Raw genomic sequence first — 25,289 nt, 5'->3', positions numbered from 1 at the left:
TAATATATATCAATTAAAATATACAGGAACATTGGGTGTTTTAATTAAGGCGAAAAAACTGGGTTATTTGTCTTCTGTTGCTTCTGTAATTACCATACTACGACAACAAGGAATGTGGTTGACAGATAGCATTATTAATGATGTCCTTAAATTAGCTCGAGAATCTAAATTAGATTAGCTTATTTAGCCTGGTTATCCTGATTCTGACAAGATTATGAATTGATATGTAAGAATAAATACATAAACAACAGCCATTAAACATCAAATAATCATCCTGTAAATCCTATAATCCTGGTTATCCTGATTCTGACAAAAGACTAATTCTTATGAAATGAATGTCATCATCCTGTAAATCCTTTCATCCTGGATATCCTGATTCTGACAAATTCATCATAATAGGTTCTTTGTTAGGAAGTTTGATAATAATTTCCATAGTTCCTCCTAAAGCATTAACGACATTACGCAGTGTATTTAATTCTAAACTTTGTCCACTTTCTAAATCAGATGTTTCTCTTTGGGATAATTCTAAACTAGCAGCTAATTCTGATTGTGATAAACCCAGTTTTTTTCCCAAATGTTGAAGCGTAATTTCTTCTAACCTTATTTCAGAATTTCTTACAGCAATAATTTCTTTTCTTTCTTGAGAAAGTTGATTTAATTCTTCAGATAAAGTTGTATATTTTTTCATAATTTTTCTTCCTTGAGTGTCTCCAAATATTCTGTATACCGTTTATCTGCTATGGGAATATTTTCTTTATACCATTTTTTATTACCAGCTTTGTTACCTCCAACTAATAAAATCGCTTGTCTTTTAGGATCAAATGCAAATAAAATCCGCCAAGGTTCTCCTTGATGTTGAATACGCAGTTCTTTCATATTGCTGAAACCAGAACCTTCTAAAGTATCAACTCTTGGTCTTGCTAAACTGGGTCCAAATTCTGCTAAAATACCTAATACAGCAAATGCTTCATTTTGAAATCCCTGTTCTTGTTGATAAAACCAAATTCTAAAATCTGGATCAAATATTATATTCCATTCCATAAATTCATTTAACTTATTTTATTTTATCTCAATCAGTAGTAGATTGTTCTGAATCAATTTTTGTTTAATATATCATCTATTAAATATACCATATTTGAGTAATTTTGCTAGGTTTTTAGATAAATTTAATATTGTCAGAATCAGGATGTCCAGGATTTGAGGATGTACAGGATATGATTGTTTAATTATTGGTTAGGTGTTGATGATTAGTATGGATAAAAGTGAACATTTATGAAGTGAGATGTAAGAATAAATACATAAATAACAGCCATTAACCATCAAATAATTATCCTGTAAATCCTCTAATCCTGGTTATCCTGATTCTGACAGTTGACAGATTATAATTAAAATACAGTACAATATTGCCTATAACCTAGTAAATGACATAAACAATTATGAATGTACAACTTGTTGACTCCCTTGTAGAAATTGTTTTAAAATTAACTCCTGAAGAAAAAAAACTTTTCCAAGAAAGGCTGAGTTATCAGGATTTCAACGGACAAACTAAAAAGCCCTTAACACCTAAAGAAAGATTAAAACTTTGGCAAGAGTGGATAGAAAAAGCTCCTAAAAGTTCTGTTAATCTTCCTGATGAAGCACTACGTCGAGAAAACATTTATGATGATCGAGGAAGATGAGTAATTACTTATTAGATACCAATATTCTGTTACGTTCAAGAGATATCACATCTCCTGATTTTCATTTAGTTGATAAAACAATTAGATATTTAATATATAATAATCATCAATGTTTTATTACCTCTCAAGTAATTATCGAATTTTGGGTTGTTGCTACTCGTCCTGTCAATGTTAATGGATTAGGATGGAATATAGAACAGACAACTCAAGCGGTACAAATGCTAATAAATCAATTTGATTTACTAGAAGAAACACCAGATGTATTTTCTATTTGGTTGAACTTAGTAACAACATATAATATTTCTGGTAAACGCACTCACGATATACACATATTAGCAGTGATGCTTGCTCATAATATCAGCCATATTTTAACTTTAAATCCCAAAGATTTTATAGCTGTTCCTGAAATTACAATTATTCATCCTCAAAGTATTAATAGCTAAGAATATTGTCAATGTGATTATCCTATTAATTCTTTAATCATGGGTATCCTGATTCTGACAATATGTTACAATCAAAATAGAGGTAAAATTAAAAATTCCGTAATTAAATTGATCAGAAAAGATAATGCAACAAATTAATTTTGATGCTCGTGTAGATGAAAATGGTTGTTTATATCTGAAACTTCCCCCAAATTTTGCCGGGATGGAAATAACAGGAAAAGTTTTATATCAAGCTCATCCTGTTTCCTTACCAAATCGCAAAAAGAATGAAATTGATATTAATCTTGTTCGTAGTATTTGTCATCAGATTAGAAATTTACCAGTTCTTGATAGCAGAACTCCTGATGAAATTATTGGTTATAATGAGTTTGGAATTCCAGAATAATATGTATTTATAGGATGTTTTTCGATGATTTTTTGTGTTGTAGTGAATAACGAATTAATTTTAATGCTTGTGTAGATGAAATTGGATAATCTGTTAGACAAGTTGCTGAACAGGAATTTGAATGATAAACTCGGTTTTTTCTCCAACAGTGGAAATACATTCTAAGGTACCACCGTGTTTTTCCATGATGATTTGGTAGCTGATAGCCATGCCCATACCAGTTCCCTTACCAATGGGCTTAGTTGTGAAAAAAGGGTTAAAAATCTGCTCTCGAATAGCTTCGGGTATGCCAGAACCGTTATCAGCGATCGCAATTTTTACCCATTGTGGATCAATCATCGCAGTGCGAATTACAATTTGATTGGGATCATCGTTGATTTCTTGATAGGTTCGGTTGGTATTCAATTCTTCTAGGGCATCGATCGCATTTACTAGGATATTCATGAACACCTGATTGAGTGGACCAGGACAACATTGCACCAATGGCAAATCACCATATTCACGAATCACTTTAATTGCTGGACTTTTTGGAGTAGCTTTGAGACGGTGTTGTAAAATCAGCAGTGTACTATCTATGCCTTCGTGAATATTGACGGTTTTAAATTCGGCTTCATCTAAGCGCGAGAAGTTGCGAAGAGAATTAACAATTTCGCGGATGCGATTAGTACCTATTTGCATTGAGCGGAGAATTTGGGGTAGGTCTTCTTGCAAAAAAGGCAAATCTATTTCTTCTGCTTCTTTCTCAATTTCCGTCACCGGATTTGGGTAATATTTTTGGTAAAGTTTGACAAAATTTAGCAAGTTGTGGGCATATTCGTCTAGATGGGTCAGGTTGCCATGAATGAAATTAATTGGATTATTAATCTCATGGGCTACACCTGCTACGAGTAATCCCAAGGCAGACATTTTTTCATTTTGCAACATTTGAGTTTGAGTGTTGCGGAGTTTGTCTAAGAGTTCTTTAAGCTCAATATTTCTTTGGTTCAGTTGTTGGGTGCGCTCATCTACCTTGAGTTCTAAAGTCTGGTTATATTCCTGTTGCTGATCTAACAGAATTTTGACTGAAGCAATCAGTTCATTGAAAGATGTTGCTAAGACTCCCACTTCATCTTGAGTTGTCACAGGAACTTGAAGCGTAAAATTTGATTCCCTGAGTGCTTGGTGAGTTACTTGGGTGAGAGATTGAATGGGACGGGCAATGGCATGACTGGTAAGAATAGAGAGGAGAATAGCGATCGCTACCGAAGCCACTATACTCACACTAATTACCCATAAACGCAGAACACTACTACTGCTCATTGCGACCTGTGCCGCCGCATATTCCTTCTGACTCATGATCCCGATGAGCTTCAAATCTTGAATAAAATCATGAATCTGGTCAGTTAATATGCTTTGCTCTAGTTTCGCTAACCCGACTCTCAAGCGGACAATCTTTTCAGGGGTTAAGGTATTTGCATCGAAGTTGGCCAGTAGTCGATCAAGTTCTTGGATGTATGCTTCTGGAACACCCTCATACTTTTCTAAAAAAGCATCTATAGCTTCGGCTTCACCCGGTAATTCAATATCTTCTTGCCCTTTTGTGCCACCCTCAGACTGTTTAAACTCTTGCCAACTCTGGCGAAATTGATTGTAATATTCCTGCCATTCTGTATATTCTTCTTGTAAATACACAGTATTAGAAAGTAAGTCACTACTCCGATGCTGATGGGCAAATGTTTGTAGCCCATCAATTTGCAAGCGAGTGATGATTTCTATTTCTTCTAGGGCATCTTCGATCAACACCTCCGCTTGTCGTTGCTGCTGGTCGGCCAAGACAATTCCTAGACCTGTACCAGCGATCGCAATTCCCAGCGATAGTCCATAACCCCAAGCAATTTTCTGTTGCACCCGCAAATGGTTTAACCAATGCCTGATTTTAAATTTTATCATCTCTTTTCTCTGGAGCAGCCGTTTGTCTAAGTAGTAATTTAGACGGAGATTTCTCTGTCTATCAACTCCAGACTTTCTTTTGGTTGTATCTAACTAAATTCAGGAATTTAAAAAACATATCATACTTAAGTACGACACAAGATTTACGCAAAAGTTGAAATATTATAGTAACTCAAGTTGCTTTTTTGGTTAAGTGATCTGCGTCATAACCTGAAAATTACTGAATCTGAAACTAAATTATTCTGTCTGACGCACCCTACAAGACTACAGAAGGAAGGAAACCCAAAATTCTTAGGTTTTTGTTGAGTTACGCTGGTTAATCGCTAACATATAGAAATACGTCTCAGAAATTTAGTCTAAAATGCTACTTTTAGTTTGTCAACCAACGATCGCCAGGACAAACTTCTCTTTGGTTATATTCCTGAATGGTGGCATTAAAATAACTTCAGCTTTCAAAATAAATAAGGTATAAATTTAATATATAAATGATGACAAATTTCCAAAATATTTAGTTGGGGATTTTATCTGTGCAATGCTGAAACGGTTAATTTTTAATACTATAATTTTCACCTTAACTTTGACTACACCTAGTTTAGCATTGCCCCTATCACCGGGCGATCGCGTTAAGGTAAGTATCCCCGAAGGAACAGAGTTTAGTGGGATTTTTGAAGTCAACTTAGAAGGTAATTTAGAGATTCCCTATCTCACCCCTGTGCCTGTTGTCGGTTTAGAACCAGAGCAAATTGAAGAAAATTTGACCACAGCTTTGATTGATGGGGCATTTTTCCAACGCTCCTTCCTCCAAGTGAGTGTGAAAGTAGTACAGTGGGCTCCAGTAGAGGTGTTTGTTAGTGGAGCAACCTTTTTACCAGGGAGAGTATTCATCAATGAACCTTCCCCAGCCGAAAAAACCCAGACACCAGTACCCATAGCCGGACAATATCCCCCTAACCGTTACTTGGGAACAGCTATCCGTGATGCAGGTGGCGTTAAACCCACTGCGGATATTAAAAATATTCAATTGATCCGTAATGGAGAAACCCGAATTTTTGATTTATCCGGTATATTTACAGGAGAACCCTTTGTAGATGTGCCATTGATTGCTGGCGATCGCATCATTGTTCCAGATTCAGGAAAAATGGACAATGAACTTGTGCGTCCTTCCCAAATTACCCCCACTGGGGTGAAAGTATTCCTTTCTAATCTAACAGTACCAGCTACAGGTAACGCCGTCTCTGGCATTGGCCGTGATGCCACTTCCTTTCCCTATGGTTCTCGCTTTTCTCATGCAGTCGTAGCTGCCAACTGTGCCGGGGGAACAAGGGGAACAAATGCAGAACGACAAGCTCTATTAGTTACAACTGAACAGTTGAACGGAAAAACTACTTACTTAAAACGTCAAGTTAACGATGTCCTGACAAATTCCACCAACGATGTTAACAACCCTTTCCTACAAGCCAATGATATTGTTGTCTGCTACGACTCAAAAGTTGTGGAATTTCGGGATGTGATCCAAACCATTTTATCCCCTATCCCCATTTTACGAGATTTGTTCAAATGATCCAAAGACGTTCAGTTGATCAGGTAATACAGGTAAAAAAAGTGGTGAATGGCCGCTGGCTACGCTATATTATCCTCTGTATATTAGGTAATGCCTTTATTTGGGGTTCATCACTTTATTATTTGAAAGTTACCAAACCTATCTACACCAGTGAATGGGGATTAATCCTCAGTAGTGGTAGTTTAGGGGTAAGCGTCAACTTACCGGGTATTGGTCAAGCGTCTTCTTCTAGTGGTTCTGCTTTAGGGAGTTCCACCTATGATCCAAGGGCAAATCTTCAGTATATTTTTACAAGTAAACGGGTTTTAAAAGCCGCAGCAGCGATCGCTAAAATTCCAGAGGACAAATTCAACAAACCCCGGATCAAACTCTTAAATAACACCACAATCATGCAGTTTGAGGTGACGGGCAAAAGTCCAGAAGAAGCACGGGATAAATCTTTGGCTCTCTATCAAGCAATAGTTAATCACATCAATGTTTTACGAACTGGAGAAATTAGTCAGCGTGGCAAACCTTCCCAGCAAATTCTACTTTCAGCCCAACGTAAACTAGAGGACGCGCAAAAACGACTCTCGGAATACAAAATCCGTTCTGGTCTGAGTTTTCCTGATCAAGTGGGTAATTTATCTACCAATATTGAACAGTTGCGACGGTTACGGGCAGAAACAAATGCCCAAGAACAGCTAAATAACAAACGAATGCAGCAGTTGTCCAAAGATTTAGGACTTTCACCCGCAGAAGCAGCAACAGCTTTTCTCCTCCATGCAGACCAAATCTTTCAACAAAACCTCAAAGATTATAGTGAAGCTAAGACTACCTTGGAAGTGTTAATGACTAAATTTGGAGTCAATCATCCCCAGGTAATTAAGGAAAAAAATCGCCAGGATGCCGCTTGGGTAGCCTTACTCCAACGCAGTACATACATCTCAGGAACGCCACTAACTCCCGCCACAATCAATCGTTTAGCCTTGGCTGTGAATGGTTCGGGGAGGGATACATTGTTCCAAAGTTTGGTGTCTTACCAATCAGATCAACAGGGACTCCAGGCACAGGTAAAAGGGTTGGATTTAGCGATCGCTCAATTGGAAGAACGTCTAGATAATCTCTCTCAAAAGCAATCAATCTTAGAAAACTTGAAGCGAGATCAACAGATCGCTGAAGCGGTGTTTGCTTCTACCCTCACCAAATTAGATCTAGGTCAAGGAGATGTATTTTCCACCTATCCTTTAATTCAATTCGCCATGGAGCCTAGTTTACCCGATGAACCCACCGCACCTAAAAAGAATTTTATCCTCGTTGGAGCAGCAGTCGGTTCTATTTTTTCCACCTTGGGTCTTAGTTTATTGTGGATTCGTAAACCTTGGTTGAAAAAGTTATCCAAGTTAATTTCCTGATGTTGAAAACCAAAAAAGATGATCTAATCCCAGTGAATGTGCCAGAAAAAATTGTCTGGTGGGCGATCGTTAACACCTATTATATCTGGGTGGTCGGCGGACTATACATTGTGGGCGCTCTCCTGGGTTGGGTACTGCTACTATTTTTACTGATTAAAATCCTAGCTCAAACTCAAGACACCCCAGAGGAGGAAAAAATTACCATCTCGTGGTCTTTGTGGATTTGGGTCGCTGGAATGCTGGTGATGGAAGTGGCATTAATAGCCGGACATCTGGACTACAATTTACCAACAGGTTTAATCATTAAATCCTCCATTGGCTGGGCTAAAGGTTGGGCTGCACTAGCCCTGTATCCCTTAGCAGGATGCTTAAACATCCGTCCCCAGATAATTTATCGAGCCGTTTGTATCGTGGGTCTTCATACCCTATTAATTATCCCTTTTTTATTGTTAACTCCCTTATTACACCTACCCCAAGTCCTTTACGTTTCACCACTAAAAGCCGTAGGTGGGCCTGGTAACGAATTTTTCGATGTGCCTCTCTATGAAGTTGATGGCAGTACCGGTGACTTACGCTGGCGGCTATTTACCCCTTGGGGCCCAGCCTTGGGTTTTGTGGGCAATGTTAACTTTATGTTGGCTTTGCAAGAAAAAAATAAAAAATGGCGCTGGTTAGGATTGGTAGGCTCAGTAGTCATGTGTCTTGTTTGTAAATCCCGTCTCGCTCAGGTTTGTATTATTATCATTCCCTTATTAACAAAAGCCTTGTCTAGTTTATCTCGGCCAAAAATCCTCATTGGACTGGGGTTTGCTAGTTACCTCGCCGGCATTTTATCCCCATCAATCATTGTGGCTTTTGAAAATTTTTGGGAAGGTTTCAAGGGTGCAAGAGCAGGATCTACAAGGGTACGCATGGCTTTAAAAGAGATTGCTGTATATCGCTGGAAAACTGAAGCACCAATGTGGGGGCATGGTGTGGTGGAAGAAGGTCCCCACATTGTTGAGTATATGCCCATTGGTTCACATCATAGCTGGGCGGGTTTATTATTTGTTAAAGGCATTGTTGGGTTTATGGCTTTAGCTATTCCCTTGGCTTTCAGTTTTGTGGATTTATTAATTAAGTCAATGGACAGTAGACGAGAAACCGCCAAAGTTGGCTTGAGTATTGTGATGATTCTTTTTCTTTATACCTTTGGTGAAAATTTAGAAATATTAGTTTATTTATATTGGCAAGGGTTATTAGTTATGGGTATTGGTTTTCAGGAAAAGCCAATATTTAAGTAGGGTTGCTTGCGATGCCCTGAGCTTGTCGAAGGGTCGAAGTGACGTTTTTTGCGTAAGTCCTAAGAGACCTCCAAATAAAAAAATATCCCAAAATTTCTTGTGGTGCAGGCATCTTGCCTGCTAATAATACAAGGACGGGCAGGACTTGTACTGAGCTTGTCGATAGCGTAGCGTGGCGTTAGCCATAGTATGCCCATCCCACAAGATTGGATCATCTTTTTTGTGGACTTCTCTAATCCAAATATCCTTTTTAAACAGAAGCTCAATTTATGTCCTTTGTAGAGAATTTCCATGGAACTTCTCTACATTCTTTTTCACGAGATGTCAATAGGTTGTTATCAGTTTATATCTACGCTTTTTTTGATTTTTAATTGCTTAGATACCCAAGTTCCACCGAATAGGTCGTGGAGTAGGGTATAAAAACAAGGTATGATAAAAAGTGTGAGCAGGGTGGCTAAGGATAAACCAGAAAATACGACGATGCCTAATGGTTGAAGTAATTCTGAGCCTTCGCCAATGCCTAATGCTAGGGGTAGCATACCTAAGACTGTGGTAATGGTGGTCATTAATATGGGGCGTAGACGTTGGGGTGCGGCTTTTAAAATGGCGGTGCGGCGGTCAATATGTTCTTGTTCACGAATTTGATTGGCTAGTTCAACCATGATAATGGCATTGTTAACTACAATACCTACCAGTAATACTGCACCGACAATTACTGTTGCACCGATGGGAGTTTGGGTGATGTAAAGCCCAAAAATGCCGCCGGCTAATGCTAAAGGAATTGTAAATAAAATTACCAAGGGGTCAACCAGGGAGTTGTACTGGACGGCCATGACTACGAAAACGAGGAAGATGGCTAATCCTCCTAAGAGTTGGAGGGAGTTTTGTAGTTTTTGATTAGATTCAGCGATCGCACTGGGTAATATACTTATACCCTGGGGTAATTCGATGCTGTCTAGGACTTCGTTTACCTGTGCTAATGCCTCACTCAGACTAGCCCCTTCAACTAAGTTACCGGCAGCTAAGAAGACTTGACGTTGGTTAATGCGTTGAATTTCTCCGGGGGCTTGGCCTTCTTTAATGGTGGCTATGTCACTCAAACGAATTTGATAGTTGTTATCGACAAATAAAGGTAATCTTTCTAATTGGGAAATTGTTTGGATAGTTGCTTCATTTAACTGGACTCTGACATCTATTAAACGGTTGCCTCGTTGGAGTTGGGTGGGTATGCTTCCTTCAATTGCTGTTTGTATGGTTTGCCCAATTTCTCTGGTATTTAAACCAACTTTTGCGACTCTTTCCCAATCTGGTATAATTTGGATTTCTGGTTGACGGCTATCGGCATCAGGACGAAATCGCACTAGCTTGGCTTTTTCTTCTAAGGCGGCTAATACTTGACGACCGGTTTTTTCTAAGGTGTCGGGGTCGTTTCCTTGCATAATTAGGTCAACGTCAGCATTACGCAGGGGTGAGTTGTTGAGAAATAAACCGCGTACTTGACCAGGGGCGAGACGGAGACGAATATCTACTAGGTTAAGTTTGCCAAATTCTTTGGTGACACGTTCTATATATTGGTCTAACTTAGAATTTGGCTTGAGGGTGATTGTACTGGAACTGCGGAGGGGGTTAGAGGTGGTGTTGCTACCAAAGAGAAATCCACCAATGGAGGAGAAGACATATTCTGTTTCTGGTTGCTGACGGATAATTTTATCGACGACACCCATAACTTTTTGGTTGGTTTCTAGGGGTGTTCCGGGGGGGAACTGGGCAAAGAAACTGACTTGTCCGGTGCTGATGCGGGGGAGAATTTCTTGGGGGATTTGGGGTGTCATCCACCAACTACCACCACCTAATAGGATAATAGCGATCGCTATTGTTAACAACCGCCAATGCAATATCCCTGCTAAAAAACTGCTATACCCGTTTGTTGCGGCTAAAAATCGCTGATTAAATTGCTTTAATGGCCAAAATTTATCCAGGGAACTGGAAATTGGTAAACCCAATAACCTCGATGTCAACATAGGAACAACTGTGACAGCAATTAAAATTGAGGCTGCTACGGAAAAGCTAATTGTCAGAATTAATTCGTTGAAGAGTAAAGATATAAATCCACCAATCAGTAAAAATGGTAATACTGCAACTAGGTTTGTACTGGTGGAAGCAATTAAGGCTGATTCTACTTCCCGACTGCTAATTTCGGCTTGCTGAATTACGGCTGATCTTGATATTTTTGATTGGCGATTTTTGAGTTTTGATCTATTTACGCCTTGGGTAATATTTTCTAACATGACGATGGAATTATCGACGACAATTCCCACACCCAGGGCTAAACCACCTAAACTGAAGATATTGATGGATAAGCCAAACATCCCCATGAGGATGATAGCAGCTAAGGTGGCTAGAGGAATAGAGACAACAATAATGAATGTTTGTCTGAGAGAACCCAAGAATAGGAGGACAGCGATCGCTGCTAATGCTGACCCAATTAATCCAGAAGTGGTAACATTAGCAATAGAATTGCGGATAAATTTTGATTCATCTAAAGTAGGGGTGAGAATTGCTTCCTGGGGAAGAACACCCGCTTTTTTCAGTTCTTCAATGCGTTTTTTAACCGCATCTACAACATTGATGGTATTAGCATCAGGCTGTTTTTGAATACTGACTTTTACTGCTTCTGCACCGTTAAGTAACACATACACCCGCTTCTTTTCTGAACCGTCAATCACTTCGGCAAAGTCGCGCAAATAAACCCGGTTTTTGATATCACTGTTGGGGGCAGATGTTTCTAATGTTAAATTACTAATTTCATCGGCATTTTGAAAACGCCCCATTGTCCTGGTTAAGGCTTCGGAGTTTTGTCCTAAAATTCGACCACCAGAAATATCTTGATTGCGGTCTTGCAGTTCATTTAGTACATCTGTTAAACCAATACCAAGGGCTTGTAATCGTTCTAAATCAATATTTACCCTAATTTCTTCTTTCACTCCTCCCGATACATTTACCCCGGCTACTCCCGGTACTACCCCCAATTCACGAGCTAATTCTTCTTCTGCAAACACCCGTAAATCTATACCTTGTAAGGTGGGTGAAGTGAGGGCAAATTCATAAACAGGTAATTGGGAAGGATCGAATTTGAATAAACGCGGTTCTTCTATGGTGTCTGGTAATCTATTTCTTGCCCGATTAAAGGAAGCTGTGGCATCATTGAGGGCTTGGTCAATATTACCCCCCGGCTCAAAATATAAGTCTAAACTTACTTGTCCTTCACGGGTTTGAGAAAAAATCTGAACTACACCTTCGGTCGCGCTAAAGGCTGCTTCTAGACGTTTGGTGATTTCATCCACAGCTACTTCTGGGGATACTCCTGGTGCTTCTATCCGCACACCAATTCGGGGATAGGTAATGGATGGTAACAAATCAACGGGCAACCTAATAATGAAAAATACTCCTAGTACAATCACGGCTAAGGTAAGCATGAGTGTACCGATATGTTGACGGATTGAGGTGGTACTAATGCTGAATCCGTTACTTCTATTTATTTCTTGCATTTTTACTTAATTTTTCCAAATTAGTTAATTTTCAAGATGAAGAAAAATAAGCCCTGGCGATTAGAAATCGCGGCTACACAATCAAAGTCCACCTGCGTGGACTAATGAAAAATCTAGTTACTCGAACCGCAGAGGACGCAGAGGACACAGAGAAATAAGAGTTTGAAAGGTTTTTTGCGTAAGTCCTAATTTTGTAAAGTGCTAAATACTTACAAAAAAATTAGGTTCTTCATTTTCCTTGGGGTTCTTTTTCTGATAATATTGATAAATTGATTGCGTCACCTTCTTTTAATGGTTTGGTACTGCGAACAACATAACTTTCACCTGGTTGTAAACCAGATAAAATTTCTACTTTGCCGTCAGCCCTTTCCCCTAAAGTTACTGCCCGTTCTTTAACTTTGGTTTTATCTTCTGTTTGCTGAACAATAAATATTGTGTCGTTAGTTTTTTGGGAGTTTTTTTGTTGCTCGTTTTCGCCGTTAATGGCTGTTTGTGGGATGACAACTCGCTGTATTTTTTCGGTGGCAAAATTAACTCGCGCTAGTAATCCACTGCCTATCATGCGATCGCTGTTGGGGATAAGTATTTCTATTGGTATTAAACGAGCCGTGGCATTGGCAACGGGAGAAATGCGGGTAACTCTACCGATTAAGGTTTTTTGAGGAAAGGCATCTAATCGAACTTGTACAGCTTGTTCTAGTTGAATTTTTGCCAGTTCTAATTCAGAAACTTGGACTACGACTTTAATTCGGCTAAAATCGGCAATTTTTAAGACTTCGTTACCTGGTTGTAGTAAATTACCTGGTTCTGTGGTTTTTTCTATAACTACACCAGTGATCGGGGAGATTAATCGGGAGTAGGAACGGCGTTCTTTGGCGGCGCTAACTGCTGCTTGCTGGGCGAATACTCTACCTTGGGCGGCGGCTACAGCTTGTTTCTGAGTACGGACGTTTTCAATGGCAGCTTGGAGGACTTGTTGGGCTGTTTGGGCTTTGGTTTGGGCTTGTTGGCTGGTCTGTTCAGCGATCGCCCCTTCTTTAAATAATTGTCGCTGTCTTTGGGCATCTGCACGGGCTTGTACTACTTCTAATCTTGCTCTTTCTACTTCGGCACGGGCATTACTTACCTGATTCATTGCCCTAGCAACTTCCGACTGGTCGGCTGCTAATTCGGCTTCGGCTTCTTGTAATGCTGCCAGCAGGAGGGAATCATCTAGCTGACTGATGATTTTTCCCCGGTTCACTGTATCACCAACGTCTAGGTCTAATGCTATTAGTCGTCCTTCAACTTGCGATCGCACTGATACTGTCCGAAATGGTGTGGTGTTGCCAATATAATCTGGTTGGGGACGTAATAAGTTTGTCCGAGCGATCGCTACATCTACAGAAGTCTTCTGATCACCTCCTCTACCTCCAGGCCTCCTAGATTGCGCTTCTGCTGACTCTTTTGGTAATGACCCACAACTTACCGTTAATAGTCCTAGTCCAAATACACAGGGTATTAATAATTGCCTTGTAACTGTATTAGTTTGTATTTTCATGGTTTATTTCCGTCCAAAATCATTATTTTTTCTCCAATTTTGGGATTATTTGCGTTCAAACAGCCCTTGATTAGTCAGTAATTTTGAACAGATATCAACTTTGCTAAATTAAAGCTGACAAAATTCTTACTTATATTTTGTTGGTTGAAATGTATACAATTTTTAACATTCAATCCAATTATAAAGTTATTATAAGTATTTTGCTGACATTTAGTAATAGGAAAATAGTCATGATTCATCAGGGTTGGCGTGTAATTTTTTTAAAGGTAAAATTAAGTACGATTTTTGTTCGGTAAATGATCTCTGGTATCTGTTTACGCACAAGTTACGGAAGAAACTAACCACAGAGGCACAGAGTTCACAGAGAAATAAGAGTTTGAGCGGTTTTTTGCATAAGTCTTGATCTGGTAACTAATGACAAATACCAAGTTGGTTACTTACGGCACTACCTTTTTTAAGAATTTTAGATATATATTAAGAATATTAAACATTACTTGCTTTTTTTACCAATGCACTGAATGTGAGCTAATGAATCAAGCAACTATTTACGTTAGGTGAGGAAGGTAACGAGTGAGATCACCGTTGAATATTGTTGAAGCTACTAACGAACAACAGATTGCGTTATTTTTTCAAGCATCAGTAGGTGAGTGGCGATCGGAACGACGCTATTACACCCTACCCCAAGGAACAACCAAAGAAGTAGAGAGCATGATCACTATCCGCTTTTTAGAACCGGGGTGTGATGAATTGCAGCAACTAGCGCAAATGCACAATTTAACAGACTTGCGGAGTTTGACCTGTGGTGCTGAAGTTGCTTGGAATAGTACCGATATCCTCAAATCTAGCCAAGAATCCCAAGGTTTGACGTTATTTGGGGCTTTAGGAAATATTTTGTATCGCGATCGCGGTTTTGCCACACCTAAACCAGTCACAGCCCAATACTACTGTTCCAATCCTGAAACTCTCTGTTTACGAACTGAGTACAATGGCTCAGTTTTTGAAGAAGAAATCAAGTTAATTGGTAGCAAATACCGCACCAGACAAACCATTATTTCCCGCGCTGGTGAACAGTTGATGATTGGACAATATTTAGAAAAACGCTTGATCGGTTAAAATTTAGATAAGATGGGGGTTAAATGAAATTCCCCTTCTTTGTCTGCTATCGGATAGCATACCTGACTATAAATAGCTATAAAATAGATAAGGTTTTAGAATAGTAAGATTTTTAGGAATTGATTTTTATGACATCTTATGCCACCTCCTCAGCTAAAGCAGAAATGAGTGAACTGCGGCGGCTAAAAAGCTTACTACCACCAGAATTGCAAAGTTGGGTAACAGTTGAAGGAACAACTGATGTTAGTCCCCCGTTGATTCGTTGCGAAGAAATTGGCAAAGACCAAGTAGAAATCCAAATTGACTTGGTAAAATGGGATGCCCTGGCAATGGATCAGCGTAATTTGCTATTTTGGCATGAAGTAGCCCGCGTTCAAAATGACACAATTCCCAAAGATGGTTGGGAAATGGCAGCATTGGCTATTGGTTTGGGTGGTGCGGTTGGTGAATTGTGGGTACAAGATGCCTTGTTGTTGGTGTTAGCTTTGACCCTGTGTGGCGTTTCTAGTTGGCGATTATATCAAAAAAATAATGGGGGGAAACAACTCAAGGAGTTATTAGACGCTGACGAAAAAGCGATCGCTCTAGCAACCCGTTTCGGTTATAGTCTCCCCAATGCCTACAAAAGTTTAGGTAGTGCCTTAAAAACCCTCATAGACAACACTCCTGGCAAGCGTCAGCGTTCTCGATATGAAGCCAGACTTTCTGCCCTCAAACGCAGTGCCAACAAGGTAAAAGCTAAATCGAAGGGTACAGAAGACTAAGGGAATGGGTAACGGTGAAGTTGTGCGGCGGCAGATAACACCGAATACCCGCCAATAACCTCTGTACCGTCCGCACCAACGCAGTGTTAGCTGGCTGTTTAAGTGTAGTTTAGTGGTAGATCGAACATAAATTAGGGTAATATAGTTTGGAGACTAAATTACTAACTCGGTATTTATTTCCATAAAGCGATATGGGCATCAATTCAGCAGATCGGCTAAATATGCTGTACAGCGAACTTTTTGTGCTGCTTCAGCAAGAGGAAGAACTTCGTAGAGAGACGGAGAAAAAACTAGAAGAGGCTCGGATGATTGTTGATCCTCGACAAGAATTTAACCGATGGCTAAAAACCAATGCTGGTCAGGCTTGGAAATTGAAGCAGTTTGAGTATCAAAATAGTAAGTGTGCTGCTTGTCATACTTCCTTACGTTTTGCAGATGCTGTTGTACATCATGTTTTATCAATAAAAGAGTTTGGATCTGCTGCAAATAAACCTGAAAATTTTAAGCTGTTGCATCCAGGATGTAATTTGGAAATCGGAACAAGAATTGTTGATTTCTCCAGTTAGAAAAAGGATAGTGAGGAATGGCTAGCAAGGAATTAATCAAACAGATTGCTGCTGAATTTCAGTGGGAGCAAATTAATATTCAGAGGGCTATTGAAGCTTCTCAGAGCGACGTTACAACCAGAGAGGAAATTATTTTATGTAGGGGTTGCTTAATAAAGCTAAAAGCCTGATAAATCAAAGGCTTGAAGCTAAAAAAAAGACGGTAGGTGCAAGGTTATAGCGTCTTGTGTCTGAAAAACCTTGCACTTTTGTTGATAGCCAGGGATGAAAAAATGTTTTTAACTATCCTCCTGACTCCTGACTCCTGACTCCTGACTCCTGACTCCTAGCCCTAACGAAAGGACTTTTTCCGCAAACCCTATGTATGCTTCGATTTTCAGGTCCTGAACTGGAGAAACGTAATGATGAGCGGGCTGCACAAAAAAGGGTTAACACTCGACAGAAAAACGTTATCAACGGCTTGATCAAGCAACTCACAGATACTCAAGAATTTTATGCTGCTCAACTCATTCCTACAATGAGAGCTACAATTAATGAACAAGCCGCATATATATCGGATCTCTTGAAGCAAGTATCGGGAAGAAATCAAGGAGGTAAGAATGGGTAGCAATTCAGAAAAATTAACAAAACTTCATCTCAAAGCCTTCGATCTTTCCGATTACACGATCAAACAGCTTCTGAAAGGGGTGGGATCTGTGGCAACGCCTAATGGTCTACGAGAGTATCCTGCTTCTGATGTAATAGCTTCTGTTGAGACACGGTTACGAAACCCAAAAATTCAGGATGAAAATCGGGCAAAACTTCAAAGGGTATTAACTTGGCTCAATGGGGAGTCCAACGTTATCCCGGTTGATTTTCTAAAAGGCTTACCTCCTGAGAGAAGAATTGAGTTACTTCGCGCCCGTGTAAAGGAATTAGAAGCTAAGGAACAAACGCTGAATGAGGAAACTTCTCTCCTTATAGCTCAAGCTAGGAAGCTCGTTGCGAATAAGTAGAATTAATGTCCTACAGATAAGCTTTAAGCTACTATCTCCAACAAGGCTGAAGCCAGCTAACTAAATTATTCTTCCTTTATTTTAACGGACTAACTTTAGCTCGATAAAGCAGTTTATCCCCTTGACGATAACCAACATAACGTACCTTGATAATTTCCCCTGGTTGGGCAGTTCCATCTATTAAGGTGTGTAGTTGGGGGTTGTATGGTAATTCTGCACCCACAACAGCGATCGCTTCCACACCCCAACTATGCAATAATTTATCCAGGGTTTTTTGTACCAAGGGAATTATTTTTACCACCTCTAGATGGTTATTATCACGGGATTTTTGCGCTATTGTTGGCCAAAATAACAACAAAGATTCCAATATGTGCAAACTAGACTGCTGAAACTCTTGTTGTAATACCTCTCGTTGTTGTTCCAATGTCTGCAAAATTCGCTGGTACTCTGTTCTTAACTCTGTAATTTGCTGTAATAATTCTGAATCTGTAGTTTTGACAATTGGCACTTGGTACTCATCAGTTCCTTGGGAAAAAGTTGTTACTAATTCACTTAAAGATATTTGCAAACTTCGTGCTAGTTTCAGCAACACCTCCACCCGCATTTGCTCAATATTTCCCCGTCGTAGCTGCAAAATTTGCCATTCTGAGATTCCCGCACCACGACCAAGGGCTTTAAAACTAGAAATACCCACTCGTTGCATTAGTTCTTGCAACTTGTGGGTGAAATCAATATCCGACATAAATAAAATTGAAAATTAAACAGATATTTTTAGCTCTATCACCATGTTACTCTTCCAACAAACTCCTTAACATCCAAGCTGTTTTTTCATGTACTTGCATTCTTTGGGTTAATAAATCCGCAGTTGGTTCATCATTTACTTCTTCAATCAGAGGAAAAATAGACCTGGCAGTTCTGACTACCGCTTCTTGTCCTTCCACTAATAAACGAATCATTTCCTTAGCTTTAGGTATTCCATCTGTTTCTGGAATTGAACTGAGTTTGGCATATTCACTATAAGTTCCTGGTGCAGGATAACCCAAAGCCCTAATTCTTTCAGCTATTAAATCTACTGCTAAAGCCAGTTCTGTATACTGAGTTTCAAACATCAAGTGCAGTGTTTGAAACATAGGTCCTGTGACATTCCAATGAAAACAATGGGTTTTCAAATACAAAGTGTAGGTGTCTGCTAACAAGTGAGACAAGCCTTCAGCAATTTTAGCTCTGCTGGTGTCGTCAATACCAATATTCACAGCCATAAATTTCCTTTGAGATTCCATAATTTTCTGGTCAAGTTTCTTATTTCTCTAACCATCATACAGGGTATTTACTACCAATTGTGAGAGCTTACGCGATACCTGTGAGTTAGCTATCGGACTTTTGTGATCATGGTTTTACCGTTCAACCACTTGGCTGATATTTTACAGCCTTTACGGATGGAAGATAAGAAGTCGGAGTTTGAGATTGGTACGGAAGTCTGCCAATGACAAAAATACGTTAATTTTGGGTAAGTCCTATTTTATAACAAACTCAGGTAAAATCTAAAAGGGTGTTGATCAGGTTCGAGTCAGCTAACAGCAGATTAAAACTAGGGTCATCTATCTGAAAAGTTACAAAGTGATTGGAAAAAATAATAAAAAAATGGTTGAAAAACGTCTCACTGATTTGTTGCAAGAAGAATCACAGAAATTTACCTCTATAGAAGGTGAATCTACAATTGATATTAATGCTGAGGCTATTACGGAAGAAGATGCTCCCGAAACATCTACTCAGATTAATTTAGAATTAACTGTGAAAGAGTTACAGCAAATGATTGATAAATCACAAAAACAAGAACTTGACCTTCAACAGCAAGTTAGTGATTTAAAAACAGCTTTTGATAAATCACAGAAACAGGAAATTGTTCTTCAACAGCAAGTTATTAATTTACAAACAGCTTTATTTGAACAAAAACCTTTGGCTGAAAGGTTGACAAAGGAGCTTGAAGAAGCTAAACAAACAATATTGCAATTAGTAGAGGCTAATTCTAAGTTAATAGCAGAAATTAATGATTTAAGGCGAGTTAAAGAACCAGAAGCACAACCTGTCAGGGCAATTACTAAATCAATTAACCCAAAAAAATCCCATAGATCACCTGAAAGATTGCAAGAAAGACCAACCCAAAGCAATGAAAATTTTGCGGATAATACTTGGTTGTATGACTGATTAGTTAATCCCGAAAATTTAAAATATGTTATACTAAACAGGGCTTAACCTCGACATATCTATATCCCAATCGTTTTTAGTATAATTGGTATTTTGTGGCTGTTATAGACGTGGGAAACAGCCACAATCTGCAACTTATGTTTGTTAAGGGGGTTTGTATTCAACTGTGAAATAAATACCATTTTCTTGTAATGTATTGCCAGTTTTGTTGACTTCAACTAAGGGAATACTCCAATCAATTCTAGCATTAAAGTTATTACCAACTAAGGGTGGTGGTAAATATGTAGTGATAATAAAATTAAGCACTACAAGAAGAATTATAATGATGTATGAAATACCAGATAGCCCCAATGTGCTTAATTATGGGTATATATATTACGTAAGTTGCTAGTTAGATCAAATAAGGTGCGTCAGAAACTTAAAATTAGTGATTTTAGCCTAAATTATTCTGTCTGACGCACCCTACACACTACAAAATATCCGCAAAATTAATAACTATTCTTGTAAAATCATTTGCCAAGCTTTAATATGAGAATCTTTAACCTCTGTTGAATTTTTAGCATCTATTATTAATTCCTCTGTATATGTGTTAATAAACTCATGATAATCTTCCACAAAACGTAAATAATATTTCAAAGTATGAAGAATGCCATTAGCAATAATTTCTAAACCCGTATCTTTTTTTATATTCAAAATTAAATTATTGATGTATTCTTCTTCCTCTTCATTTAAAAAACACTCTTTGTAGGTTGTCAGAATATAATACCTTTCTATTGTTGTATTAGCCGATTTTTTAACTATATCTAATATCATATTTTTATCAATAGGGATATTATGTTTAATTTCTAATACTTCAAATGGTGTATTATTTTGATTGGATATTTCTATATCACCATATCCATGTTTATCGGCAGAAGTATGAACATTTAAAGGTAGTAAAATTTTATTTTTAAATCTTTTCATTGTTGGAAATAATTGTTTATAAACAGCAAACATTACAATCACTGGAAGCCTAGAACTTAAAGGTTGTTCAAAATGTCTTTTTACCATTTTTATGACTGTATTGATATTGATTGTATTCGCATAATTAGCAATTTTTAAAGTTTCAGAAAAAACTACTTCATGAGATTGGGAAAGAAGATATAATTGTGCAAGAATATAAATTAAACATTCTTCAATATCAATCACTTGATTTTCAATTTTATCAATTAATTTTAAGAAAGGTTCAACTAAACTTTTACTTCTCAATGGTAATTTTATCCCTTCCTGAAAATTCCAGATAATTTCTGCGCGTGTTGCTTTTGTTAAAAATGCAGTTTCCTTATTCGCATATCGTGGAAAATTTATTTTAAAAAATGGTGTAGTTACTTTGGTGTCAAGCACTCTAGCAGAATATCCATTGGGAAATTTAGCCATGTGTAATCTGATATCTTGATCAGGTTTTATTATTTTTTTTAGTAGGGTGGTAATAATTAGCTGAATTAAAGATTTGTCAGTTTCTATTTTCTGAATAAAAATATCTACACTTGCTTTTATCTCTTCATTGATTTTTGATAATTTTTTATTTTTTATTAATTCAATTGCTTGCTGATAAGATATTTCTAATATTTCTATTTCTTGATTGTAATCATATTTCATATAAATAACTCTTGTTGTTTAAACTCTGGTTCTTGCATACGATTATTAGCTAGATTTACATAATCAGAATTAATTTCAATTCCTAAATAATTTCGATTTAAATTTCTAGCTGCTATACAAGTTGTACCACTTCCACAAAAAGGATCAAGGACAAAATCACCTTCTTGAGTTAACAATTTAATAAGTTCCTGAATAATATAAATGGGATACACTGCTGGATGATGATTATTTTTAGTGATTTCTACTGGACTTTCTATAATATCTTTTTTCATTCTGTTTCCTAAAATTTTGATAATAGTAAAACCATTATTCTTAATTTGGTTATTCCTTCCTCCATCTTGTCCACCATAAGCTAATTTATGTACACCATGGATTTTCATTCTAAATCCTTCAATTTCTCCATTGTGTACGGCTAATATAGCTTCATTTAATGCTTTAATTGCATTTCTTTTTTGTTCTTCAGTTAAATCAGAATTTTTAATTAATTCTAAATATTTCCCTCCTAATTTCTCAGATGGCTTACTTTTTATACTTTTATTAAAAATGTCTAGATGTTGTAAATAGTTATCTAAATTAAAATAATAATCTTTCGATTTGGCAAATATAAAAAATGGTTCTGTAGCTTGAATTAATTTCCGTTTATCTTGACGTGGTGTAGGATTGAGTTTTGACCATATAATTTGGTTGATCAGAAAAATATTTTGATTTTGGGTAGCTTGAATTGCAAATTTATAGGGAATAAGAGATAAATTACCGTTAATATATTTATCGCCTAAATTAAAAACAATTGTTCCTGTTTTCTTCAAGACACGCACACATTCGGCGAATATTTTTAAAAGATTTTCTAAATATTCTGTTTCAGTAGTTTCATTACCTATGCCTAAATCACCGTTTCCATAATCACGTTGCTGAAAATATGGTGGTGAAGTAATAATTAAATCAAATATTTCATTGTCTATTTGTGTTAGAATAGATAAATTATCGCTTAAAATAATTTTATTTTTATAATCTAATTTTTTTTCTGATCTCATATATTCTGGGGTCATTTTTTTTAATATTGGTAATTGAGCAAAATAATCTCAAATAAAATACGATTTTTGGTAATTTGTGTATAATAACATAAATCTGTATTTGTCAAATATTTTATCAATCAGAGAACAAAATCACTCTTTGTAACGACTATTAACTAATGTCTATTGACAAGACAGGATTTTAAGTATCTACAAGTATTTATTAAAGAGGCCGAATTTGAGTGTTATCCCTGGTGTTGAACGATGGTTCAACAATGTAGAACAACGTCCAGCCCTTGCTGTGACTGTATCGAGTCTGTGGTTACTGCTAATTGGCTGGATAGCCTTTGGCTGGCATTTGGGCAGTATTAGTTTGATTGATGAAACTGAACCTCTGTTTGCGGAAGCTTCTCGGCAAATTTTGGTTACAGGTGATTGGATTACCCCATTTTTTAATGCGGAAACTCGGTTTGATAAACCTATTTTAATTTATTGGTGTCAAGCGATCGCTTACTCTATCATGGGTGTAAATGAGTGGGCGGCACGTATCCCCTCGGCTTTGTCGGCTGTGGCTGTGACGGCTTTAGCCTTTTATGTCGTTCAATGGTACTTTGTTAAAAAAGATGAATTAGAACAGACAAAAAATCCCACTAGACGTTATCTAACTGCGGCTATTGCTTCGGCTTTAATCGCACTCAACCCTGAGATGATTGTCTGGGGAAGAATCGGTGTTTCCGATATGTTGCTGACTGGTTGCATCGCTTCGGCTTTGTTATGCTTCTTTTTAGGATACGCCAATAATCCCCAATTGTCGGGTGAAAATCCCAAATTCCCGAATAAATGGTATTTAGCTTGTTATGTCCTCATTGCTGGGGCAATTTTAACTAAGGGTCCGGTGGGAATTGTCTTACCAGGGCTGGTTATGATCGCTTTTGCGGTGTATTTGGGCAAGTTTTGGCAAATTTGGCGGGAAATGCGCCTAATCTTGGGGCTAGGGATAATTTTAGCTTTATCTGTTCCTTGGTATGCTTTGGTAACTTGGTATAATGGCTGGAATTTTATTAATGCCTTTTTTGGCTATCACAACCTGGAACGGTTTACGGAGGTTGTAAATGGTCATTCAGCCCCTTGGTATTTTTACTTTGTGGTGGTGTTGCTGGGGTTTGCACCATATTCAGTATACATACCCGTGGCGATAACTCGATTAAATTTTTTGCAGCGATCGCACTGGCTAATTCAAGATCGTTCTCAACAGTTGGGTTTATTTGTTGGTTTTTGGTTTTTGGGCGTTTTTGGCTTTTTTACCGTCGCTGTCACCAAACTCCCCAGTTACGTTTTACCTTTAATGCCAGCAGCAGCTATTCTGGTAGCCTTATTTTGGAGTGATCTTTTCTCCAGTCCCAAGAATATCTCACTCAAACCATTCTGGATCACCACTTGGTTAAATATCGGGTTTTTATCGCTGCTTTCTGTGGGACTATTCAATCTGACCAAAATAGTTGGCTTTGATCCGGCTGCACCTGAATTATATCAATTAATCGAAAATGCCGGTTTACCGAGATTGGGAGGGATAATTTGGTTAATTGGGGCGATCGCTATTGCTAGTTTAATCTTAAATCGCCTTTGGAGTCCAATTATCGCTGTTAATATTGTCGGGTTTGTGGCGTTTTTAGCTATTGTGTTGATACCTGCTTTATTTTTGATGGATCAAGAGCGTCAATTACCTTTAAGACAATTATCAGCGATCGCACGGGAAACCAGACAACCCCGTGAAGAATTAGTTATGGTGGGTTTTAAAAAGCCTAGCGTGACGTTCTACACCCAAAGCACTGTTAATTACATGAAGTTTTCCCAACAGGCTATAGAGTATATTCAAAAGCAGTCAGAAGGAGAAAATAAACCTGCATCGGTATTGATTATAACAGAACATAGAAAATTTGTAGAAATGGATTTACCACCAGATGATTATAAGAATATAGCCACCAAAGGAGCTTATCACCTCATTCGTCTTCCTACGAAAAAAATCAAACCTCAAAAACTAGATGTAAGTTCTGTGCCGCAGATGTATAATTAGATTTTCTTGGGTCGTCGCAGTGGTCGAGGATTAATCGGTCCCAAAATTTGGTTTAAACTCCGCAACTGTTCGGCTGTACCCATGCAAATTAGGGTATCTTGGGGCATTAAAGGAGTATCACCAGTGGGACCACCGATTAAAGTTCTGTCACTGCGACGAATGGCTAAAACTAAAGCCCCAGATTGCGATCGCAATTTTGCTTGCTGTAGATTTTGACCAACAACGGGACAAAAGGCTGGATCTAGTAAAAATTCTTCCATATATAATTCCCCGTCTGTACCGGAAAGAATCCCATCCACAAAATCTAAAACCTGCGGTCTGAGTGCTGCGGCCGCCATTCGCTTCCCACCGGTGATATATGGTGAAATTACGGCATCTGCCCCACCACGTTGTAATTTTTTCACGGCTTCTTCCGTACTGGCGCGAGCGATCGCTCTAATTTGTGGATTCAGTGTTTTTGCTGATAAAACAGTATATAAATTTTCTGCATCAGAAGGCAAAGCTGCCACAATACAGGTTGCTTTTTGTATACCAACCTTGAGTAAACTATCATCTAAAGTGGCATCACCCAAATATGCCAGATAACCCTCATTTTGCGCCCTTTGGATAGATTCATTATCTGCATCAATGACCACAAAAGGCACATCTTCTGCCCGAAATTCCTTAGCAATTTGTCTTCCTGTCCGGCTGAAACCACAGATAATATAGTGTCTTGATAGGGATTCCATTAATCGTTTTTGCTGTCTTAGTCGCAGTCCTTCTTGAAAATAACCTTCAATTACTGCGGCTGTAAACCTATTGACGATGTAACCAATATTGATTACACCCATTAAAATCAAGGCAATTGTAAATAATCTTCCCCGGCTACCCAGTGGATTTGTTTCTCCATAGCCCACTGTGGCTAAGGTGATCACGGTCATGTAAGCCGCATCTTCCAATGACCAGCCCTCAATGATAGAGTACCATAAAGTACCAATTAAAAAAACGCAACCGAGAGCGATCGCGCCAACCATTAATTCTTTTTGAATCCGTTGATATTTCTGTTCAAAGGTAGAGTACACAAAAATGGATATTTGGTAATTGGTAATTGGTGATTGGTAATTGGTGATTGGTGATTGGTAATTGGTGATTGGTGATTGGTAATTGGTGATTGGTAATTGGT

26 protein-coding genes are annotated in these 25,289 nt (G+C 38.1%); 15 read left to right on the top strand and 11 right to left on the bottom strand.

What is annotated here, in order from left to right; genetic code table 11:
• Positions 1 to 31: 31 nt before the first annotated feature.
• Positions 32 to 178 carry a DUF3368 domain-containing protein gene (locus VB711_RS26520; RefSeq protein WP_416233599.1) on the top strand — a complete coding sequence of 49 codons (147 nt, stop codon included), beginning with the start codon at positions 32 to 34 and terminating at the stop codon, positions 176 to 178.
• Between the two features lie 180 nt (positions 179 to 358).
• Here VB711_RS26520 and VB711_RS20430 read toward each other — a convergent pair whose 3' ends face one another.
• Together VB711_RS20430 and VB711_RS20425 are read right to left on the bottom strand one after the other, a co-directional pair.
• Positions 359 to 688 carry a helix-turn-helix domain-containing protein gene (locus VB711_RS20430; RefSeq protein WP_323288114.1) on the bottom strand — a complete coding sequence of 110 codons (330 nt, stop codon included), beginning with the start codon at positions 686 to 688 and terminating at the stop codon, positions 359 to 361.
• The gene (locus tag VB711_RS20425; protein ID WP_323288113.1) at positions 685 to 1,041 is read right to left on the bottom strand and encodes a type II toxin-antitoxin system RelE/ParE family toxin; all 357 of its coding nucleotides are present in this window, start codon (positions 1,039 to 1,041) and stop codon (positions 685 to 687) included. Before VB711_RS20425 ends, VB711_RS20430 begins: the two co-directional genes overlap by 4 nt.
• Before the next feature lie 395 nt (positions 1,042 to 1,436).
• On the opposite strand from VB711_RS20425, the gene VB711_RS20420 reads away from it, so the two are divergent.
• From VB711_RS20420 to VB711_RS20410, 3 genes are all read left to right on the top strand, one after another.
• Complete coding sequence (locus VB711_RS20420) at positions 1,437 to 1,679, top strand: hypothetical protein (protein ID WP_323288112.1); 243 nt, start codon at positions 1,437 to 1,439, stop codon at positions 1,677 to 1,679.
• Positions 1,676 to 2,122, top strand: coding sequence for a type II toxin-antitoxin system VapC family toxin (locus VB711_RS20415; RefSeq protein WP_323288111.1), 447 nt, complete (start codon positions 1,676 to 1,678; stop codon positions 2,120 to 2,122). Before VB711_RS20420 ends, VB711_RS20415 begins: the two co-directional genes overlap by 4 nt.
• A gap of 124 nt (positions 2,123 to 2,246) precedes the next feature.
• The gene (locus VB711_RS20410; RefSeq protein ID WP_323288110.1) at positions 2,247 to 2,507 is read left to right on the top strand and encodes a hypothetical protein; all 261 of its coding nucleotides are present in this window, start codon (positions 2,247 to 2,249) and stop codon (positions 2,505 to 2,507) included.
• A gap of 93 nt (positions 2,508 to 2,600) precedes the next feature.
• Here the strand turns inward: VB711_RS20410 and VB711_RS20405 are convergent, their stop codons facing one another.
• The gene (locus tag VB711_RS20405; RefSeq protein ID WP_323288109.1) at positions 2,601 to 4,436 is read right to left on the bottom strand and encodes an ATP-binding protein; all 1,836 of its coding nucleotides are present in this window, start codon (positions 4,434 to 4,436) and stop codon (positions 2,601 to 2,603) included.
• A 532-nt stretch (positions 4,437 to 4,968) separates the two neighbouring features.
• On the opposite strand from VB711_RS20405, the gene VB711_RS20400 reads away from it, so the two are divergent.
• The 3 genes from VB711_RS20400 to VB711_RS20390 are packed head-to-tail and all read left to right on the top strand — an operon-like array spanning position 4,969 to position 8,674.
• On the top strand, positions 4,969 to 5,997 hold the full coding sequence (locus tag VB711_RS20400) for a polysaccharide biosynthesis/export family protein (protein WP_323288108.1): 1,029 nt from the start codon (positions 4,969 to 4,971) through the stop codon (positions 5,995 to 5,997).
• Positions 5,994 to 7,391 carry a GumC family protein gene (locus VB711_RS20395; RefSeq protein ID WP_323288107.1) on the top strand — a complete coding sequence of 466 codons (1,398 nt, stop codon included), beginning with the start codon at positions 5,994 to 5,996 and terminating at the stop codon, positions 7,389 to 7,391. Before VB711_RS20400 ends, VB711_RS20395 begins: the two co-directional genes overlap by 4 nt.
• On the top strand, positions 7,391 to 8,674 hold the full coding sequence (locus tag VB711_RS20390; RefSeq protein ID WP_323288106.1) for an O-antigen ligase domain-containing protein: 1,284 nt from the start codon (positions 7,391 to 7,393) through the stop codon (positions 8,672 to 8,674). The genes VB711_RS20395 and VB711_RS20390 overlap by 1 nt, the downstream gene beginning before the upstream one ends.
• 338 nt (positions 8,675 to 9,012) lie before the next feature.
• On the opposite strand, the gene VB711_RS20385 is transcribed toward VB711_RS20390, so the two are convergent.
• Together VB711_RS20385 and VB711_RS20380 are read right to left on the bottom strand one after the other, a co-directional pair.
• Entirely contained in the window at positions 9,013 to 12,222 is a 3,210-nt protein-coding gene (locus VB711_RS20385) for an efflux RND transporter permease subunit (RefSeq protein WP_323288105.1), read from the bottom strand.
• Between the two features lie 229 nt (positions 12,223 to 12,451).
• Positions 12,452 to 13,762 (bottom strand): efflux RND transporter periplasmic adaptor subunit, encoded by a 1,311-nt coding sequence (locus tag VB711_RS20380; protein WP_323288104.1) that lies wholly within the window; start codon positions 13,760 to 13,762, stop codon positions 12,452 to 12,454.
• 570 nt (positions 13,763 to 14,332) lie between these two features.
• On the opposite strand from VB711_RS20380, the gene VB711_RS20375 reads away from it, so the two are divergent.
• From VB711_RS20375 to VB711_RS20350, 6 genes are all read left to right on the top strand, one after another.
• On the top strand, positions 14,333 to 14,875 hold the full coding sequence (locus VB711_RS20375; protein ID WP_323288103.1) for a phycobiliprotein lyase: 543 nt from the start codon (positions 14,333 to 14,335) through the stop codon (positions 14,873 to 14,875).
• Positions 14,876 to 15,003: 128 nt separating this feature from the next.
• Positions 15,004 to 15,639 (top strand): DUF3318 domain-containing protein, encoded by a 636-nt coding sequence (locus VB711_RS20370; RefSeq protein ID WP_323288102.1) that lies wholly within the window; start codon positions 15,004 to 15,006, stop codon positions 15,637 to 15,639.
• 191 nt (positions 15,640 to 15,830) lie between these two features.
• Positions 15,831 to 16,205 (top strand): HNH endonuclease, encoded by a 375-nt coding sequence (locus tag VB711_RS20365; RefSeq protein ID WP_323288101.1) that lies wholly within the window; start codon positions 15,831 to 15,833, stop codon positions 16,203 to 16,205.
• A 17-nt stretch (positions 16,206 to 16,222) separates the two neighbouring features.
• Positions 16,223 to 16,375: a hypothetical protein gene (locus VB711_RS20360; RefSeq protein WP_323288100.1), complete on the top strand. Its 153-nt coding sequence runs from the start codon at positions 16,223 to 16,225 to the stop codon at positions 16,373 to 16,375.
• Between the two features lie 194 nt (positions 16,376 to 16,569).
• A complete protein-coding gene (locus tag VB711_RS20355; RefSeq protein ID WP_323288098.1) occupies positions 16,570 to 16,812 on the top strand; it encodes a hypothetical protein in 243 nt (80 codons plus the stop codon).
• Entirely contained in the window at positions 16,805 to 17,200 is a 396-nt protein-coding gene (locus tag VB711_RS20350; RefSeq protein ID WP_323288097.1) for a hypothetical protein, read from the top strand. The genes VB711_RS20355 and VB711_RS20350 overlap by 8 nt, the downstream gene beginning before the upstream one ends.
• Positions 17,201 to 17,276: 76 nt before the next feature.
• Here VB711_RS20350 and grpE read toward each other — a convergent pair whose 3' ends face one another.
• Both grpE and VB711_RS20340 read right to left on the bottom strand, forming a co-directional pair.
• Positions 17,277 to 17,942: a nucleotide exchange factor GrpE gene (grpE, locus tag VB711_RS20345; protein WP_323288096.1), complete on the bottom strand. Its 666-nt coding sequence runs from the start codon at positions 17,940 to 17,942 to the stop codon at positions 17,277 to 17,279.
• Positions 17,943 to 17,988: 46 nt separating this feature from the next.
• Complete coding sequence (locus VB711_RS20340; RefSeq protein WP_323288093.1) at positions 17,989 to 18,480, bottom strand: Dps family protein; 492 nt, start codon at positions 18,478 to 18,480, stop codon at positions 17,989 to 17,991.
• Positions 18,481 to 18,841: 361 nt separating this feature from the next.
• Between VB711_RS20340 and VB711_RS20335 the strand changes: the two genes are divergently transcribed.
• Entirely contained in the window at positions 18,842 to 19,405 is a 564-nt protein-coding gene (locus tag VB711_RS20335; protein ID WP_323288092.1) for a hypothetical protein, read from the top strand.
• 144 nt (positions 19,406 to 19,549) lie between these two features.
• On the opposite strand, the gene VB711_RS20330 is transcribed toward VB711_RS20335, so the two are convergent.
• The 3 genes from VB711_RS20330 to VB711_RS20320 form a co-directional block, all read right to left on the bottom strand.
• The gene (locus tag VB711_RS20330) at positions 19,550 to 19,711 is read right to left on the bottom strand and encodes a hypothetical protein (RefSeq protein ID WP_323288091.1); all 162 of its coding nucleotides are present in this window, start codon (positions 19,709 to 19,711) and stop codon (positions 19,550 to 19,552) included.
• A gap of 189 nt (positions 19,712 to 19,900) precedes the next feature.
• Complete coding sequence (locus tag VB711_RS20325; RefSeq protein WP_323288090.1) at positions 19,901 to 21,043, bottom strand: DNA methyltransferase; 1,143 nt, start codon at positions 21,041 to 21,043, stop codon at positions 19,901 to 19,903.
• The gene (locus VB711_RS20320) at positions 21,040 to 22,089 is read right to left on the bottom strand and encodes a site-specific DNA-methyltransferase (protein ID WP_323288089.1); all 1,050 of its coding nucleotides are present in this window, start codon (positions 22,087 to 22,089) and stop codon (positions 21,040 to 21,042) included. The genes VB711_RS20325 and VB711_RS20320 overlap by 4 nt, the downstream gene beginning before the upstream one ends.
• 202 nt (positions 22,090 to 22,291) lie before the next feature.
• Between VB711_RS20320 and VB711_RS20315 the strand changes: the two genes are divergently transcribed.
• Entirely contained in the window at positions 22,292 to 24,127 is a 1,836-nt protein-coding gene (locus tag VB711_RS20315) for a glycosyltransferase family 39 protein (RefSeq protein ID WP_323288088.1), read from the top strand.
• Here the strand turns inward: VB711_RS20315 and VB711_RS20310 are convergent.
• Complete coding sequence (locus tag VB711_RS20310; RefSeq protein WP_323288115.1) at positions 24,124 to 25,188, bottom strand: potassium channel family protein; 1,065 nt, start codon at positions 25,186 to 25,188, stop codon at positions 24,124 to 24,126. The two genes, VB711_RS20315 and VB711_RS20310, sit on opposite strands and share 4 nt — an antisense overlap.
• Positions 25,189 to 25,289: the final 101 nt, after the last annotated feature.

The organism is Cronbergia sp. UHCC 0137 (genome assembly GCF_034932285.1).
Taxonomy (GTDB): Bacteria; Cyanobacteriota; Cyanobacteriia; order Cyanobacteriales; family Nostocaceae; genus Cronbergia.
Note: the sequence above shows the minus strand (reverse complement) of the source record. Positions and strands in the feature narration are given on the sequence as shown.